Raw genomic sequence first — 12300 nt, 5'->3', positions numbered from 1 at the left:
AAGAAAAGCTGCGCTTCGCTATCCGCGAAGGCGGCCGTACCGTCGGCGCCGGCATCGTTGCCTCGATCATCGCTTAATGGCTGAAGGCGCCGGAGACGGCGCCTTTATCCTTTATTCATGCTTTTTTCATGCGCAGGGGCGGTAAACTCTTGCGTATGACATAAAAATGTAGCAGATGGCGCGTGAGCGCAGTGAGATGAGGCTTCGGCCTTCGAATCGTCTGCTGCAAATCAATATAAAGGTGGGTCCTGACGGACCCGAAGACTGGAAAGAGCCACGGTTCGCCGGGGTCTCTCTCGATCTTTGACACCGGTGGTCCCGCCTTTAGGTAAGAAGAGCCCGTATGCTGTTTTCATGCGTACGGATAACAAGATAACAAGGATAACGTCGAATGAACGGCCAAAATATCCGCATTCGCCTTAAGGCATTCGATCATCGTATTCTCGACGCTTCCACGCGCGAGATCGTGTCGACGGCGAAGCGCACCGGAGCTAGCGTCCGGGGCCCCGTTCCGCTTCCGACTCGCATCGAGAAGTTTACGGTCAACCGGTCTCCCCACGTCGATAAGAAAAGCCGCGAGCAGTTTGAAATGCGCACGCACAAGCGCCTGCTCGACATCGTCGATCCGACGCCCCAGACAGTCGATGCTTTGATGAAGCTCGACCTCGCCGCTGGTGTCGACGTGGAAATCAAGCTCTGAGACCTCGTCTCGGGTGAGTGAGAAGGATTGAACCGATGCGTTCAGGTGTAATTGCACAGAAAGTTGGGATGACCCGCGTCTACAACGACGCCGGCGAGCATATCCCGGTAACGGTACTGCGCATGGAAAACTGCCAGGTGGTAGCCCAGCGTACCGACGAAAAGAACGGCTATACGGCTGTCCAGCTTGGTGCTGGTGCTGCCAAGGTCAAGAACACGACAAAGGCTCTGCGCGGTCATTTCGCCGTGGCCGAAGTCGAGCCAAAGGCGAAGCTCGTCGAGTTTCGCGTATCCACCGACAACCTCATCGATGTCGGCTCCACGCTGACTGCGAGCCACTTCTCCGCCGGCCAGCTGGTCGACGTGACTGGTACCTCGATCGGTAAGGGTTTTGCCGGTGCCATGAAGCGCCATAACTTCGGCGGTCTTCGTGCCACGCACGGTGTGTCCGTTTCGCACCGTTCGCACGGTTCGACTGGTAACAACCAGGATCCGGGCAAGGTCTGGAAGGGCAAGCGCATGGCTGGTCACATGGGTTCGACCCGCGTTACCACGCAGAATCTGGAAGTTGTATCCACCGACGAAGATCGCGGTCTGATCCTCGTAAAGGGTGCCGTTCCCGGTTCGAAGGGCGCTTGGATCATCGTCCGCGATGCCGTCAAGTCGGCCGCGAAGTAAGGGAGCCAAGCAAATGGAATTCAACGTCAAGACCCTCGAGGGTAAAGACGCCGGCAAGGTTTCCCTGTCCGACGCGATCTTCGGCCTCGACCCGCGCGAGGACATCCTCGCCCGTATGGTTCGCTACCAGCTTGCCAAGAAGCAGCAGGGCACGCATCAGACGCTGACCCGTGCGGAAGTATCCCGCACCGGCGCCAAGATGTTCAAGCAGAAGGGTACGGGCCGCGCTCGTCACCATTCGGCTCGCGCTCCGCAGTTCCGTGGTGGTGGTAAGGCTCACGGCCCGGTATCCCGCAGCCACGCAATCGACCTTCCCAAGAAGGTTCGTGCGCTTGCTCTGCGTCACGCCCTGTCGGCCAAGCTGAAGTCTGAAGATCTGATCGTTATCGATGACCTGGTTGCTGCTGAAGCAAAGACCAAGGGCCTCGTCGGCACGTTCGCTTCGCTCGGCCTGACCAACGCGCTGTTCATCGGCGGTGCCGAACTGGACGGCAACTTCAAGCTCGCTGCCCAGAACATCCCGAACGTGGACGTTCTGCCGGTACAGGGCATCAATGTTTACGACATCCTGCGTCGCGGCAAGCTCGTGCTTTCCAAGGCTGCGGTTGAAGCCCTCGAGGAGCGTTTCAAGTGATCGATATTCGCCACTACGACGTGATCGTCTCTCCGTCGATCACCGAAAAGTCGACGCTGGTATCCGAGCAGAACCAGATCGTCTTCAACGTTGCCAAGACTGCCTCCAAGCCTGAAATCAAGGCTGCTGTGGAAGCTCTCTTTGGCGTAAAGGTCACTGCCGTCAACACGCTGGTCCGCAAGGGCAAGGTAAAGCGCTTCAAGGGCTTCACCGGCAAGCAGAAGGACGTCAAGAAGGCTATCGTGACGCTCGCCGAAGGCCAGTCCATCGACGTGTCCACGGGCCTCTGAGGGAATTAGATCATGGCATTGAAAAGCTACAATCCGACGACCCCGAGCCAGCGCCAGCTGGTCATCGTCGACCGTTCGGGCCTCTGGAAGGGCAAGCCGGTCAAGTCGCTGACGGAAGGTCTGTCCAAGAGCGGCGGTCGTAACAACAACGGTCGTATTACTGCCCGCTTCATCGGCGGCGGTCACAAGCGTACCTACCGCCTGGTCGACTTCAAGCGTCGTAAGTTTGACGTTGAAGGCACGGTCGAGCGTCTGGAATATGACCCTAACCGCACGGCGTTTATCGCGCTCGTCACCTACACGGACGGCGAACAGGCCTACATCCTCGCTCCGCAGCGCCTCGCTGCCGGCGACAAGGTCATCGCTTCCAACAAGGCTGTCGACGTGAAGCCGGGCAACACCATGCCCCTGCAGTACATCCCGGTTGGTTCGATCGTTCACAACGTCGAAATGAAGCCGGGCAAGGGTGGTCAGATCGCTCGTTCGGCTGGCACCTACGTACAGCTGGTCGGCCGCGATGCCGGCATGGCTATCCTTCGTCTGAACTCTGGTGAGCAGCGTCTCGTCCCGGGTTCGTGCCTCGGTACCGTTGGTGCCGTATCCAACCCGGACCACGGCAACATCAACGACGGCAAGGCCGGTCGTACCGTTTGGCGTGGCAAGCGTCCGCATAACCGCGGCGTCGTCATGAACCCGGTAGACCACCCGCACGGCGGTGGTGAAGGTCGCACCTCCGGTGGCCGTCACCCGGTTTCGCCTTGGGGCAAGCCCACCAAGGGCAAGCGCACGCGCTCGAACAAGTCCACGGACAAGTTCATCATGCGCTCGCGTCACGCTCGTAAGAAGTAAGAGGGAAGTCAGGAAATGGCTCGTTCAGTATGGAAAGGCCCGTTTGTTGACGGCTATCTTCTCAAGAAGGCTGAGAAGGTGCGCGAAGGCGGACGTGCAGAAGTTATCAAGATCTGGAGCCGTCGCTCCACGATCCTCCCGCAGTTTGTTGGTCTGACGTTCGGCGTCTACAACGGCAGCAAGCATGTACCGGTCAGCGTCAATGAAGACATGGTCGGTCACAAGTTCGGTGAGTTCTCCCCGACCCGTACCTATTACGGTCACGGTGCGGACAAGAAGGCGAAGAGGAAGTAACCATGGCGAAGGCTAAGACCGAACGCCGGCTGAAGGACAACGAAGCACAGGCAGTCGCCCGCACGCTTCGCGTCAGCCCGCAGAAGCTCAACCTCGTCGCTGCCATGATCCGTGGCAAGAAGGTTGAACGCGCCCTGGCAGAGCTGGAATTTTCGCGCAAGCGCATTTCCGGCCAGGTGAAGAAGACTCTCGAGTCTGCTATCGCCAACGCCGAAAACAACCACGACCTCGACGTCGACACCCTGATCGTAGCGGAAGCTTACGTCGGCAAGTCGATCACCATGAAGCGTTTCCACGCTCGTGGTCGCGGCCGCGCCTCGCGCATTGAAAAGCCGTTCGCGCATCTGACGATCGTCGTTCGCGAAGTCGAGGAAAAAGGGGAGGCCGCATAATGGGTCAGAAAATCAATCCTATCGGTTTCCGCCTCGGCATTAACCGTACCTGGGACAGCCGTTGGTTCGCCGACAACGCCGAATACGGCCAGCTGCTCCATGAAGACCTGAAGATCCGCGCTTACCTGATGTCCGAGCTGAAGCAGGCCGGCATCGCCAAGGTGGTCATCGAGCGTCCGCACAAGAAGTGCCGCGTTACGATCCACTCGGCTCGCCCGGGTCTGATCATCGGCAAGAAGGGTGCAGACATCGAGAAGCTCCGCAAGGCGATCTCGACGATGACCTCTTCGGAAACGCACCTCAACATCGTTGAAGTACGCAAGCCGGAAATCGATGCCACGCTGGTCGGTCAGTCGATCGCCCAGCAGCTCGAGCGTCGCGTGGCTTTCCGCCGTGCGATGAAGCGTGCCGTTCAGTCGGCCATGCGTCTCGGCGCCGAAGGCATCAAGATCACCTGCGCCGGCCGTCTCGGTGGTGCTGAAATCGCGCGTACCGAATGGTACCGCGAAGGTCGCGTGCCGCTTCACACCCTGCGCGCTGACATCGACTACGGTACGGCTGAAGCCACTACCGCATTCGGTATCTGCGGCATCAAGGTTTGGATCTTCAAGGGCGAAATCCTTGAGCACGATCCGATGGCTTCCGAACGTCGTGGCCTTGAAGGCGACGCACAGGGTCCGGCAAGCCGCGAACGCAACGATCGCGGCGGACGCCGCGAACGCGAAAACGCTTGATTATCGCTGGCGAAAGATAAGCTCGGAGAAGTAATAAAATGTTGCAGCCAAAGCGTACCAAGTTCCGCAAGCAGTTTAAGGGCCGCATCAAGGGCGTCGCAAAGGGCGGCTTTGATCTGGCATTCGGCGAGTTCGGCCTGAAGGCTCAGGAACCGAACCGCGTGAACGCTCGCGAGATCGAAGCGGCTCGCCGCGCGATCACACGTTACATGAAGCGCGCGGGCCGTGTATGGATCCGCGTCTTCCCTGACGTCCCGGTTACTGCCAAGCCCACCGAAGTTCGTATGGGTAAGGGCAAGGGTTCTGTTGAATACTGGGCTTGCAAGGTCAAGCCTGGTCGTATCATGTTCGAGATCGACGGCGTTTCGGAAGAAATCGCGCGCGAGGCCCTGCGCCTCGGCTCTGCCAAGCTCTCGGTCACGACGCGCTTTGTTCAGCGCATCGCAGAGTAAGGAGAGGCACGATGAAAGCCGAAGAAGTACGCGGCCTGACGGCCGATCAGCTCAAGGATAAGCTCGCTGACCTGAAGAAAGAGCAGTTCAACCTGCGCTTCCAGAAGGCGACGAACCAGCTTGAGAAGAGCTCCCGCATCAACGAAGTCCGCAAGGACATCGCTCGCGTGAAGACCATTGCCCGCCAGAAGGCGGCAGAAGCCAAGGCCTAAGGAAGAATAATATGCCAAAACGCATTCTGCAGGGCGTAGTCGTTTCCGACAAGAACGAGAAGACCGTTGTTGTCCGCGTCGAGCGCCGATTCGCTCATCCGCTGCTTCAGAAGACGGTTCGCCGTTCGAAGAAGTACAAGGCGCATGACGAAACCAACCAGTACAAGATTGGTGATGTCGTTTCCATCGAGGAATGCGCACCGATCTCCAAGGACAAGACCTGGAAAGTTATTTCTGCCCAGGCTTAAGCCCACAGACTTGCGGCAGGCCCTTGCGTCTGCCGCAAAAACCTGTATGAAGCAGCCCATCGGCTGAGAACGCCCGGTTTACGGGCGTTCTTTTTGCTTTGCAGCGTAGGGAAGGTCCCGTTGGGGAAACCACCTTGGCAAGACCCAACCCGCGCGAAAAATGAAAATATGTCCATGGCCGGAATAGGGGGCTCCATGCCCAACCGTTTCGGTCCTTACGAGAAGGCGACCTGACATGATTCAGATGCAAACAAACCTCGACGTGGCGGATAATTCCGGCGCACGTCGTGTCATGTGCATCAAGGTGCTGGGCGGCTCCAAGCGCAAGTACGCTTCGGTCGGCGACATTATCGTCGTTTCGATCAAGGAAGCCATCCCGCGCGGCCGCGTCAAGAAGGGCGATGTGATGAAGGCGGTGGTCGTTCGTACCGCCAAGGACATCCGTCGCGCAGACGGCAGCGTCATCCGCTTCGATAACAACGCAGCGGTCCTCATCGACAACAAAAAAGAGCCGATCGGCACCCGTATCTTCGGACCGGTTCCGCGCGAACTTCGTGCGAAGAACCACATGAAGATCATCTCGCTGGCTCCCGAAGTACTGTAAGGAGCGAGAACCATGCAGAAGATCAAGAAGGGCGACAACGTCGTCGTACTCACCGGCAAGGACAAGGGTCGTACCGGTGAAGTGCTCCAGGTTCTGCCGAAGGAAGACCGTGCGGTCGTCGGCGGCATCAACATGGTGAAGCGCCATCAGCGTCAGACACAGACGCAGGAAGCTGGCATCATCAACAAAGAAGCATCGATCCACCTGTCGAACATCGCGATCGTCGCGAAAGACGGCAAGCCGACCCGCGTTGGCTTCTCCGTCGTCGACGGCAAGAAGGTTCGTGTGGCCAAGCGTACGGGAGATGTGATCGATGGCTGAGTCCAAGTACGAGCCGAGGCTCAAGACCGAATACGTTACCCGCATCCGCGCAGCGCTGCAGGAACAGTTCTCGTTCGCCAATGAAATGATGATCCCCAAGCTGGACAAGATCGTCATCAACATGGGCGTTGGTGAAGCAACCGCCGATTCGAAGAAGCCCACCGTGGCTGCTGCGGATCTGGCAGCGATCGCCGGCCAGAAGCCGGTCATCACCAAGGCTCGCAACTCTATCGCCGGCTTCAAGGTCCGCGAACAGATGCCGATCGGCGCGAAGGTTACCCTGCGCGGCGCCCGCATGTACGAGTTCATGGATCGTCTGGTCAACATCGCGCTTCCGCGCGTTCGCGACTTCCGCGGCCTGAACCCGAAGTCCTTCGACGGCCGTGGCAACTTCGCCATGGGCTTGAAGGAACACATTGTGTTCCCGGAGATCAACTACGACAAGGTTGATCAGATGTGGGGCATGGACATCATCGTTTGCACGACGGCTACCAGCGACGACGAAGCACGGGCTCTTCTGAAAGAGTTCAACTTCCCGTTCCGCACGTAACCGTAACGACAAGCGTTTAAAAGGAACTACGATATGGCGAAAACCAGCGCAGTTGAAAAGAACAAGCGCCGCCGCAAGACGGTTGCCGCACACGCTGTAAAGCGTGCTGCTCTCAAGGCAACCATCATGGACCAGGCTCTTCCGATCGAAGAGCGGTTCAAGGCTTCTGTCAAGCTCGCTTCCCTGCCGCGTGACGGCTCGAAGACGCGCATCCGCAACCGTTGCGAAGTCACCGGTCGTCCGCGCGCTTTCTACCGTAAGCTCGGAATGTCGCGTATCGCGCTTCGTGAGCTTGGTAACTCCGGCAAGGTGCCGGGCATTGTTAAGTCGAGCTGGTAAGGAGATCGTTAGATGACCATGACTGATCCCTTGGGCGATATGCTCACCCGCATCCGCAACGGCGCAGCCCGTCGCAAGAACACCGTTTCGACGCCGGCTTCCAAGCTGCGCGCTCGCGTTCTCGATGTTCTTCAGGCTGAAGGCTACATCCGCGGTTACACTGAAACCGACTTCGGTAACGGCAAGGCCGAGATCGAAATCGAACTGAAGTACTACGAAGGCGCATCCGTGATCCGTGAGATCGGCCGCGTTTCCAAGCCGGGCCGCCGAGTTTATGTCTCGGTCAAGTCCATTCCGCAGGTCGCGAACGGCCTCGGCATTACCATCCTTTCGACTCCGAAGGGCGTAATGGCCGATCACCAGGCTCGCGAACAGAACGTAGGCGGCGAGGTTCTTTGCTCCGTCTTCTAAGACTGGGCAAGGATCTCCATAACGGACAGACAGGATAACAAAATGTCTCGTATCGGTAAAAAGCCCGTTCCGGTTCCTGCAGGCGTAACGGCTTCGGTCGACGGCCAGAAGATCACCGCGAAGGGCCCTAAGGGCGAACTTGTCTTCGTTGCTAACGACGAAGTTAAGGTCGAGTTTAACGACAACGCTGTTTCGGTGACCCCGGTCAACGATTCGAAGGATGCTCGTTCGAAGTGGGGCATGTCCCGCACGATGATCGAAAACATCTTCACGGGCGTTAAGGACGGTTACGAGCGCAAGCTCGAAATCAACGGCGTCGGTTACCGCGCGGCCATGCAGGGCAAGAACCTGCAGCTGGCACTCGGTTTCTCCCACGATGTCGTCTATGAAGCCCCTGAGGGCATCACCATTGCCGTGCCGAAGCCGACGGAAATCGTCGTCACCGGCATTAACAAGCAGCAGGTCGGTCAGGTTGCCGCGGAAATCCGCGAATACCGTGGTCCCGAGCCCTACAAGGGCAAAGGCGTCAAGTACGCTGGGGAACGGATCGTCCGCAAGGAAGGCAAGAAGAAGTAAGGACGAGCGATCATGGCTACCAGAAAAGAAGCACTCACAAAGCGTGCGAGCCGTGTTCGCCGCCAGATCAAGAAGGTCGCAAACGGCCGTCCGCGTCTGTCGGTTCACCGCTCGTCCAAGAACATCTACGTACAGGTCATCGACGACGTGGCCGGCCGCACGCTTGCAGCCGCCTCCACGCTCGACGCCGATCTGCGCAAGTCGCTGAAGACCGGCGCGGACGTTGCAGCAGCTGCTGCCGTCGGCAAGCTGGTTGCTGAGCGCGCCTCCAAGGCCGGAGTGACGGAAGTCGTATTCGACCGTGGCGCCTTCATCTACCACGGCCGCATCAAGGCACTTGCTGAAGCTGCCCGCGAAGGCGGTCTGAGCTTCTAATAAATTTTCGCCCGGTCTGCCTGAATAGGGGAGGCCGGGCGAAATGCGGTTTCTCCGCACCGTCCGGATTTTTCCGGATTATCTTTAACCTGCCGTTCCACCCGCAAAAGAAAAAGGAAAAGGACAATGGCACAGGAAAGAAAGGGCCGTGACGATCGTCAGGGCCGTGAAGAACGCGATAGCGAATTCGTCGACAAGTTGGTCGCGATCAACCGCGTCGCCAAGGTCGTCAAGGGCGGCCGTCGCTTCGGTTTTGCTGCTCTCGTCGTCGTCGGCGACCAGAAGGGCCGCGTTGGCTTCGGCCATGGCAAGGCTCGTGAAGTGCCGGAAGCTATCCGCAAGGCAACAGAATCTGCCAAGCGCGACCTGATCTTCGTACCGCTGCGTGACGGCCGTACGCTGCATCACGACGTGCACGGTCGCCACGGCGCCGGCAAGGTTCTGCTGCGCGCTGCCAAGGCCGGTACCGGTATCATCGCCGGTGGCCCGATGCGTGCCGTTTTCGAAACTCTCGGCATGCACGACGTCGTTGCAAAGTCGACCGGTTCGTCGAACCCGTACAACATGATTCGTGCGACGTTCGATGCTCTCAAGCACCAGGTGCATCCGAAGGATGTGGCAGCTCAGCGTGGCCTCAAGTATGCTACACTGCAGGCTCGTCGCGCCGCTTCCGGCAATGCGTCGGAAGAATAAGAGGAGTCTGACACATGGCTAAGGCTACGAAGAAGACTGAAGCAAAGACGGTTACGATCGAACAGATCGGATCGCCTATTCGCCGTCCGGCCGTCCAGCGCGCTACGCTGGTTGGTTTGGGCCTCAACAAGATGCACCGGGTTCGCACGCTGGAAGACACTCCTTCCGTCCGTGGCATGATCCGGGCCGTCCAGCATCTCGTTCGCGTCGTCGACGAGAAGTGAGACCGAGGATTTGACCATGAAACTGAATGAGATCAAGGACAACGAAGGCTCTTCGAAGGACCGTATCCGCGTAGGTCGCGGTATCGGCTCGGGCAAGGGCAAGACCGGTGGTCGTGGCGTCAAGGGTCAGAAGGCCCGTTCCGGCGTTGCCATCAACGGCTTCGAAGGCGGTCAGATGCCAATCTACCGTCGTCTCCCGAAGCGCGGCTTCAACAACATCTTCGCTTCTGAATTCGCCACCGTTTCGGTTGGCCGTATTCAGACCGCGATCGATGCCAAGAAGCTCGACCCGAAGGCAACGATCGATGCTGCTGCCCTCAAGGCTGCCGGCGTCATCCGTCGCCTCAAGGACGGCGTTCGCATCCTGTCGGGCGGCGAACTGACGGTTAAGGTTTCGATCGAAGCCGCCGGCGCCTCCAAGGCTGCTGTCGAGAAGATCGAAAAGGCTGGTGGCTCGATCAAGCTGCCGGTCGTCGAAACTGCCGCAGAGTAAAACCTTTGAAATCGCCCGGAGTGAGCTTCACACCGGGCGATTTTATGTCCATATGTGAGCCTCACGATCCCAGGGCAGTCCGGCCGGTCAGCTTACCGGGATCAAACGGAAAAGCGGGTGAGGCAGGCGATTGCTGACAAGCGGTTCGCGCCCCCGAATTTCTGAAAACAGAATCAAGACTACGGTCCGGTTCGGCTTTTCGCCGCCGGGGACAGGGTCGGGCGGAGAATTCCATGGCTTCAGCAGCTGAACAACTGGCCTCAAATCTGAATTTTTCAACCTTTGCCAAGGCAGAGGATCTCAAGAAGCGCCTGTGGTTTACGCTGGCCGCTCTTCTCGTGTACCGCCTCGGTACGCATATCCCGCTTCCGGGCCTGAACCCTGAAGCCTACGCTCAGGCCTTCCAGGGCCAGTCGGGCGGTATTCTCGGCCTTTTCAACATGTTTTCGGGCGGCGCCGTCGAGCGCATGGCGATTTTCGCGCTCGGCATCATGCCTTACATTTCCGCATCGATCATCGTGCAGCTGATGACCTCGGTCGTGCCTTCGCTAGAAGCCTTGAAAAAGGAAGGCGAACAGGGCCGCAAGATCATCAACCAGTACACCCGTTACGGCACCGTTCTTCTCGGCACGCTGCAGGCCTATGGCATTGCCGTCGGTCTCGAAAGCGGGCAGGGGCTCGTGCTCGATCCGGGCTGGTTCTTCCGCATCGCCACCGTCGTGACGCTGCTGGGCGGCACCATGTTCCTGATGTGGCTCGGTGAGCAGATCACCTCGCGTGGTCTCGGCAACGGCATCTCGCTGATCATTTTCGCCGGCATTGCTGCAGGCCTGCCGAGCGCTCTTGCCAATACGCTGGAACTTGGTCGTACCGGTGCGCTGAACACCGGTCTGATTCTGCTGGTCATCCTCGTGGCGATTGGCGTCATCGCATTGATCGTTTTCGTCGAACGTGCGCAGCGCCGCCTTCTGATCCAGTATCCGAAGCGCCAGGTCGGCAACCGCATGTTCCAGGGCGACACTTCGCATCTGCCGCTGAAGCTCAACACCTCGGGCGTTATTCCTGCGATCTTCGCTTCTTCGTTGCTGCTTCTGCCGGCAACTGCTGCTGGCTTTGCCAGCAATAACCAGCTGCCTGAATGGGCAACCATGGTTATTTCGGCGCTCGGCCACGGCCAGCCGCTGTTCATGCTTCTGTATGGCCTGCTGATTGCCTTCTTCGCATTCTTCTACACCGCCATCGTCTTCAATCCCAAGGAGACGGCGGACAACCTGAAGAAACATGGCGGCTTCATTCCGGGCATTCGTCCGGGTGAGCGTACCGCTGAGTATATTGACTACGTACTGACCCGCATCACGGTTGTCGGCGCTGTCTATCTCGTCTTCGTCTGCATTCTGCCTGAGCTTCTGATTGCCCGTACGGGTATTCCATTAGCCCTTGGTGGTACTTCGCTTTTGATTGTCGTCAGTGTAACCCTTGATACGGTCGCACAGATCCAGGGACACCTCATTGCGCAGCAGTATGAGGGCCTGATCAAGAAGTCGAAACTGCGCGGAGGAAAGAGGGGACGATGAGACTGATCTTTTTGGGACCGCCCGGGGCGGGCAAGGGCACCCAGGCCAAGCTTCTGACGGAGAGATACGGTATTCCGCAGCTCTCCACCGGTGACATGTTGCGCGCGGCCAAGGCTGCCGGAACGGAAATCGGTCTGAAGGCCAAGGCTGTCATGGATGCCGGCCAGCTGGTCTCCGACGACATCGTCAATGCGATCGTCGCCGAACGTGTGGAGGCAGATGACTGTGCGAAGGGTTTTATCCTCGACGGTTATCCGCGCACCGTGCCGCAGGCCGTGGCGCTCGAAAAGATGCTCAAGGACAAGGGTTGTCCTCTGGACGCCGTTATCGAGCTGAAGGTTGATGAGGACGCCCTGATGGGCCGAATCGAAAACCGTGTTGCCGAAACCATCGCCGCTGGTGGCGAAGTTCGTGCAGATGACATGCCGGAAGCCTTCAAGAAGCGTCTGGTCGAATATCGCGAGAAGACAGCTCCGCTGTCGGCTCACTACGCTTCGACCGGTCAGCTGAAGACGATCGATGGCATGGCCGACGTAAAGACGGTCACCGCCGAAATCGAAAAGATCCTCTCGGCTCTTTGATCCGTAGGGGACTGTTAAAGAATCTTGGCGGTGCCGGTTGCTTTCAGCCACTGATTCCGCTAAACACCGCGCCAACT

24 protein-coding genes are annotated in these 12300 nt (G+C 58.6%); all 24 read left to right on the top strand.

Annotated features, from left to right (window positions below; genetic code table 11):
* Positions 1 to 77: EF-Tu C-terminal domain-related protein (locus tag GAO09_RS04335; protein ID WP_153352833.1), on the top strand; the 77-nt coding region annotated here is incomplete at its 5' end.
* A gap of 314 nt (positions 78 to 391) precedes the next feature.
* The gene (gene rpsJ, locus GAO09_RS04330; protein WP_003507767.1) at positions 392 to 700 is read left to right on the top strand and encodes a 30S ribosomal protein S10; all 309 of its coding nucleotides are present in this window, start codon (positions 392 to 394) and stop codon (positions 698 to 700) included.
* 35 nt (positions 701 to 735) lie between these two features.
* A complete protein-coding gene (gene rplC / locus GAO09_RS04325; RefSeq protein ID WP_112731772.1) occupies positions 736 to 1377 on the top strand; it encodes a 50S ribosomal protein L3 in 642 nt (213 codons plus the stop codon).
* Positions 1378 to 1390: 13 nt separating this feature from the next.
* Positions 1391 to 2011: a 50S ribosomal protein L4 gene (gene rplD / locus GAO09_RS04320; RefSeq protein WP_153352828.1), complete on the top strand. Its 621-nt coding sequence runs from the start codon at positions 1391 to 1393 to the stop codon at positions 2009 to 2011.
* Complete coding sequence (locus GAO09_RS04315) at positions 2008 to 2301, top strand: 50S ribosomal protein L23 (protein WP_324185210.1); 294 nt, start codon at positions 2008 to 2010, stop codon at positions 2299 to 2301. The genes rplD and GAO09_RS04315 overlap by 4 nt, the downstream gene beginning before the upstream one ends.
* Positions 2302 to 2313: 12 nt before the next feature.
* Entirely contained in the window at positions 2314 to 3150 is an 837-nt protein-coding gene (gene rplB / locus GAO09_RS04310; RefSeq protein WP_153352827.1) for a 50S ribosomal protein L2, read from the top strand.
* Positions 3151 to 3165: 15 nt separating this feature from the next.
* Positions 3166 to 3444 carry a 30S ribosomal protein S19 gene (gene rpsS / locus GAO09_RS04305; protein WP_007531666.1) on the top strand — a complete coding sequence of 93 codons (279 nt, stop codon included), beginning with the start codon at positions 3166 to 3168 and terminating at the stop codon, positions 3442 to 3444.
* A gap of 2 nt (positions 3445 to 3446) precedes the next feature.
* On the top strand, positions 3447 to 3836 hold the full coding sequence (rplV, locus tag GAO09_RS04300; protein ID WP_112731764.1) for a 50S ribosomal protein L22: 390 nt from the start codon (positions 3447 to 3449) through the stop codon (positions 3834 to 3836).
* Complete coding sequence (gene rpsC / locus GAO09_RS04295) at positions 3836 to 4570, top strand: 30S ribosomal protein S3 (protein WP_153352826.1); 735 nt, start codon at positions 3836 to 3838, stop codon at positions 4568 to 4570. Before rplV ends, rpsC begins: the two co-directional genes overlap by 1 nt.
* A 38-nt stretch (positions 4571 to 4608) precedes the next feature.
* The gene (gene rplP / locus GAO09_RS04290; protein ID WP_132273297.1) at positions 4609 to 5022 is read left to right on the top strand and encodes a 50S ribosomal protein L16; all 414 of its coding nucleotides are present in this window, start codon (positions 4609 to 4611) and stop codon (positions 5020 to 5022) included.
* A gap of 11 nt (positions 5023 to 5033) precedes the next feature.
* Positions 5034 to 5234, top strand: a complete 201-nt coding sequence (gene rpmC, locus GAO09_RS04285) for a 50S ribosomal protein L29 (protein WP_132273298.1) — start codon at positions 5034 to 5036, stop codon at positions 5232 to 5234.
* 11 nt (positions 5235 to 5245) lie between these two features.
* Entirely contained in the window at positions 5246 to 5482 is a 237-nt protein-coding gene (gene rpsQ / locus GAO09_RS04280) for a 30S ribosomal protein S17 (RefSeq protein ID WP_153352825.1), read from the top strand.
* Between the two features lie 235 nt (positions 5483 to 5717).
* Entirely contained in the window at positions 5718 to 6086 is a 369-nt protein-coding gene (rplN, locus tag GAO09_RS04275; protein WP_003495199.1) for a 50S ribosomal protein L14, read from the top strand.
* 12 nt (positions 6087 to 6098) lie between these two features.
* On the top strand, positions 6099 to 6407 hold the full coding sequence (rplX, locus tag GAO09_RS04270; protein WP_112731758.1) for a 50S ribosomal protein L24: 309 nt from the start codon (positions 6099 to 6101) through the stop codon (positions 6405 to 6407).
* The gene (gene rplE, locus GAO09_RS04265; RefSeq protein ID WP_153352824.1) at positions 6400 to 6957 is read left to right on the top strand and encodes a 50S ribosomal protein L5; all 558 of its coding nucleotides are present in this window, start codon (positions 6400 to 6402) and stop codon (positions 6955 to 6957) included. The genes rplX and rplE overlap by 8 nt, the downstream gene beginning before the upstream one ends.
* Positions 6958 to 6990: 33 nt before the next feature.
* A complete protein-coding gene (rpsN, locus tag GAO09_RS04260; RefSeq protein WP_153352823.1) occupies positions 6991 to 7296 on the top strand; it encodes a 30S ribosomal protein S14 in 306 nt (101 codons plus the stop codon).
* 12 nt (positions 7297 to 7308) lie between these two features.
* Positions 7309 to 7707, top strand: a complete 399-nt coding sequence (gene rpsH / locus GAO09_RS04255) for a 30S ribosomal protein S8 (protein ID WP_112731752.1) — start codon at positions 7309 to 7311, stop codon at positions 7705 to 7707.
* 42 nt (positions 7708 to 7749) lie between these two features.
* A complete protein-coding gene (rplF, locus tag GAO09_RS04250; protein WP_153352822.1) occupies positions 7750 to 8283 on the top strand; it encodes a 50S ribosomal protein L6 in 534 nt (177 codons plus the stop codon).
* Positions 8284 to 8295: 12 nt separating this feature from the next.
* Positions 8296 to 8658: a 50S ribosomal protein L18 gene (rplR, locus tag GAO09_RS04245; RefSeq protein ID WP_153352821.1), complete on the top strand. Its 363-nt coding sequence runs from the start codon at positions 8296 to 8298 to the stop codon at positions 8656 to 8658.
* A gap of 126 nt (positions 8659 to 8784) precedes the next feature.
* Positions 8785 to 9351: a 30S ribosomal protein S5 gene (rpsE, locus tag GAO09_RS04240; protein ID WP_112731746.1), complete on the top strand. Its 567-nt coding sequence runs from the start codon at positions 8785 to 8787 to the stop codon at positions 9349 to 9351.
* Positions 9352 to 9365: 14 nt separating this feature from the next.
* Positions 9366 to 9575, top strand: a complete 210-nt coding sequence (gene rpmD / locus GAO09_RS04235) for a 50S ribosomal protein L30 (RefSeq protein WP_054158113.1) — start codon at positions 9366 to 9368, stop codon at positions 9573 to 9575.
* 16 nt (positions 9576 to 9591) lie between these two features.
* Positions 9592 to 10068 carry a 50S ribosomal protein L15 gene (gene rplO / locus GAO09_RS04230; protein WP_153352820.1) on the top strand — a complete coding sequence of 159 codons (477 nt, stop codon included), beginning with the start codon at positions 9592 to 9594 and terminating at the stop codon, positions 10066 to 10068.
* Positions 10069 to 10301: 233 nt separating this feature from the next.
* Positions 10302 to 11642 (top strand): preprotein translocase subunit SecY, encoded by a 1341-nt coding sequence (gene secY / locus GAO09_RS04225; protein WP_153352819.1) that lies wholly within the window; start codon positions 10302 to 10304, stop codon positions 11640 to 11642.
* Positions 11639 to 12223: an adenylate kinase gene (locus GAO09_RS04220; RefSeq protein WP_153352818.1), complete on the top strand. Its 585-nt coding sequence runs from the start codon at positions 11639 to 11641 to the stop codon at positions 12221 to 12223. The genes secY and GAO09_RS04220 overlap by 4 nt, the downstream gene beginning before the upstream one ends.
* Positions 12224 to 12300 lie beyond the last annotated feature (77 nt).

Source organism: Endobacterium cereale (assembly GCF_009617585.1).
Classification (GTDB): domain Bacteria; phylum Pseudomonadota; class Alphaproteobacteria; order Rhizobiales; family Rhizobiaceae; genus Neorhizobium; species Neorhizobium cereale.
This window is presented reverse-complemented; position numbering and strand designations above follow the sequence as displayed.

What these genes read in the sequence shown, in the direction of transcription:
- rpsJ (WP_003507767.1), top strand. Translation starts at nt 392, where the DNA reads ATGAACGGCCAAAATATCCGCATTCGCCTTAAGGCATTCGATCATCGT.
- rplC (WP_112731772.1), top strand. Translation starts at nt 736, where the DNA reads ATGCGTTCAGGTGTAATTGCACAGAAAGTTGGGATGACCCGCGTCTAC.
- rplD (WP_153352828.1), top strand. Translation starts at nt 1,391, where the DNA reads ATGGAATTCAACGTCAAGACCCTCGAGGGTAAAGACGCCGGCAAGGTT.
- rplB (WP_153352827.1), top strand. Translation starts at nt 2,314, where the DNA reads ATGGCATTGAAAAGCTACAATCCGACGACCCCGAGCCAGCGCCAGCTG.
- rpsS (WP_007531666.1), top strand. Translation starts at nt 3,166, where the DNA reads ATGGCTCGTTCAGTATGGAAAGGCCCGTTTGTTGACGGCTATCTTCTC.
- rplV (WP_112731764.1), top strand. Translation starts at nt 3,447, where the DNA reads ATGGCGAAGGCTAAGACCGAACGCCGGCTGAAGGACAACGAAGCACAG.
- rpsC (WP_153352826.1), top strand. Translation starts at nt 3,836, where the DNA reads ATGGGTCAGAAAATCAATCCTATCGGTTTCCGCCTCGGCATTAACCGT.
- rplP (WP_132273297.1), top strand. Translation starts at nt 4,609, where the DNA reads ATGTTGCAGCCAAAGCGTACCAAGTTCCGCAAGCAGTTTAAGGGCCGC.
- rpmC (WP_132273298.1), top strand. Translation starts at nt 5,034, where the DNA reads ATGAAAGCCGAAGAAGTACGCGGCCTGACGGCCGATCAGCTCAAGGAT.
- rpsQ (WP_153352825.1), top strand. Translation starts at nt 5,246, where the DNA reads ATGCCAAAACGCATTCTGCAGGGCGTAGTCGTTTCCGACAAGAACGAG.
- rplN (WP_003495199.1), top strand. Translation starts at nt 5,718, where the DNA reads ATGATTCAGATGCAAACAAACCTCGACGTGGCGGATAATTCCGGCGCA.
- rplX (WP_112731758.1), top strand. Translation starts at nt 6,099, where the DNA reads ATGCAGAAGATCAAGAAGGGCGACAACGTCGTCGTACTCACCGGCAAG.
- rplE (WP_153352824.1), top strand. Translation starts at nt 6,400, where the DNA reads ATGGCTGAGTCCAAGTACGAGCCGAGGCTCAAGACCGAATACGTTACC.
- rpsN (WP_153352823.1), top strand. Translation starts at nt 6,991, where the DNA reads ATGGCGAAAACCAGCGCAGTTGAAAAGAACAAGCGCCGCCGCAAGACG.
- rpsH (WP_112731752.1), top strand. Translation starts at nt 7,309, where the DNA reads ATGACCATGACTGATCCCTTGGGCGATATGCTCACCCGCATCCGCAAC.
- rplF (WP_153352822.1), top strand. Translation starts at nt 7,750, where the DNA reads ATGTCTCGTATCGGTAAAAAGCCCGTTCCGGTTCCTGCAGGCGTAACG.
- rplR (WP_153352821.1), top strand. Translation starts at nt 8,296, where the DNA reads ATGGCTACCAGAAAAGAAGCACTCACAAAGCGTGCGAGCCGTGTTCGC.
- rpsE (WP_112731746.1), top strand. Translation starts at nt 8,785, where the DNA reads ATGGCACAGGAAAGAAAGGGCCGTGACGATCGTCAGGGCCGTGAAGAA.
- rpmD (WP_054158113.1), top strand. Translation starts at nt 9,366, where the DNA reads ATGGCTAAGGCTACGAAGAAGACTGAAGCAAAGACGGTTACGATCGAA.
- rplO (WP_153352820.1), top strand. Translation starts at nt 9,592, where the DNA reads ATGAAACTGAATGAGATCAAGGACAACGAAGGCTCTTCGAAGGACCGT.
- secY (WP_153352819.1), top strand. Translation starts at nt 10,302, where the DNA reads ATGGCTTCAGCAGCTGAACAACTGGCCTCAAATCTGAATTTTTCAACC.
- GAO09_RS04220 (WP_153352818.1), top strand. Translation starts at nt 11,639, where the DNA reads ATGAGACTGATCTTTTTGGGACCGCCCGGGGCGGGCAAGGGCACCCAG.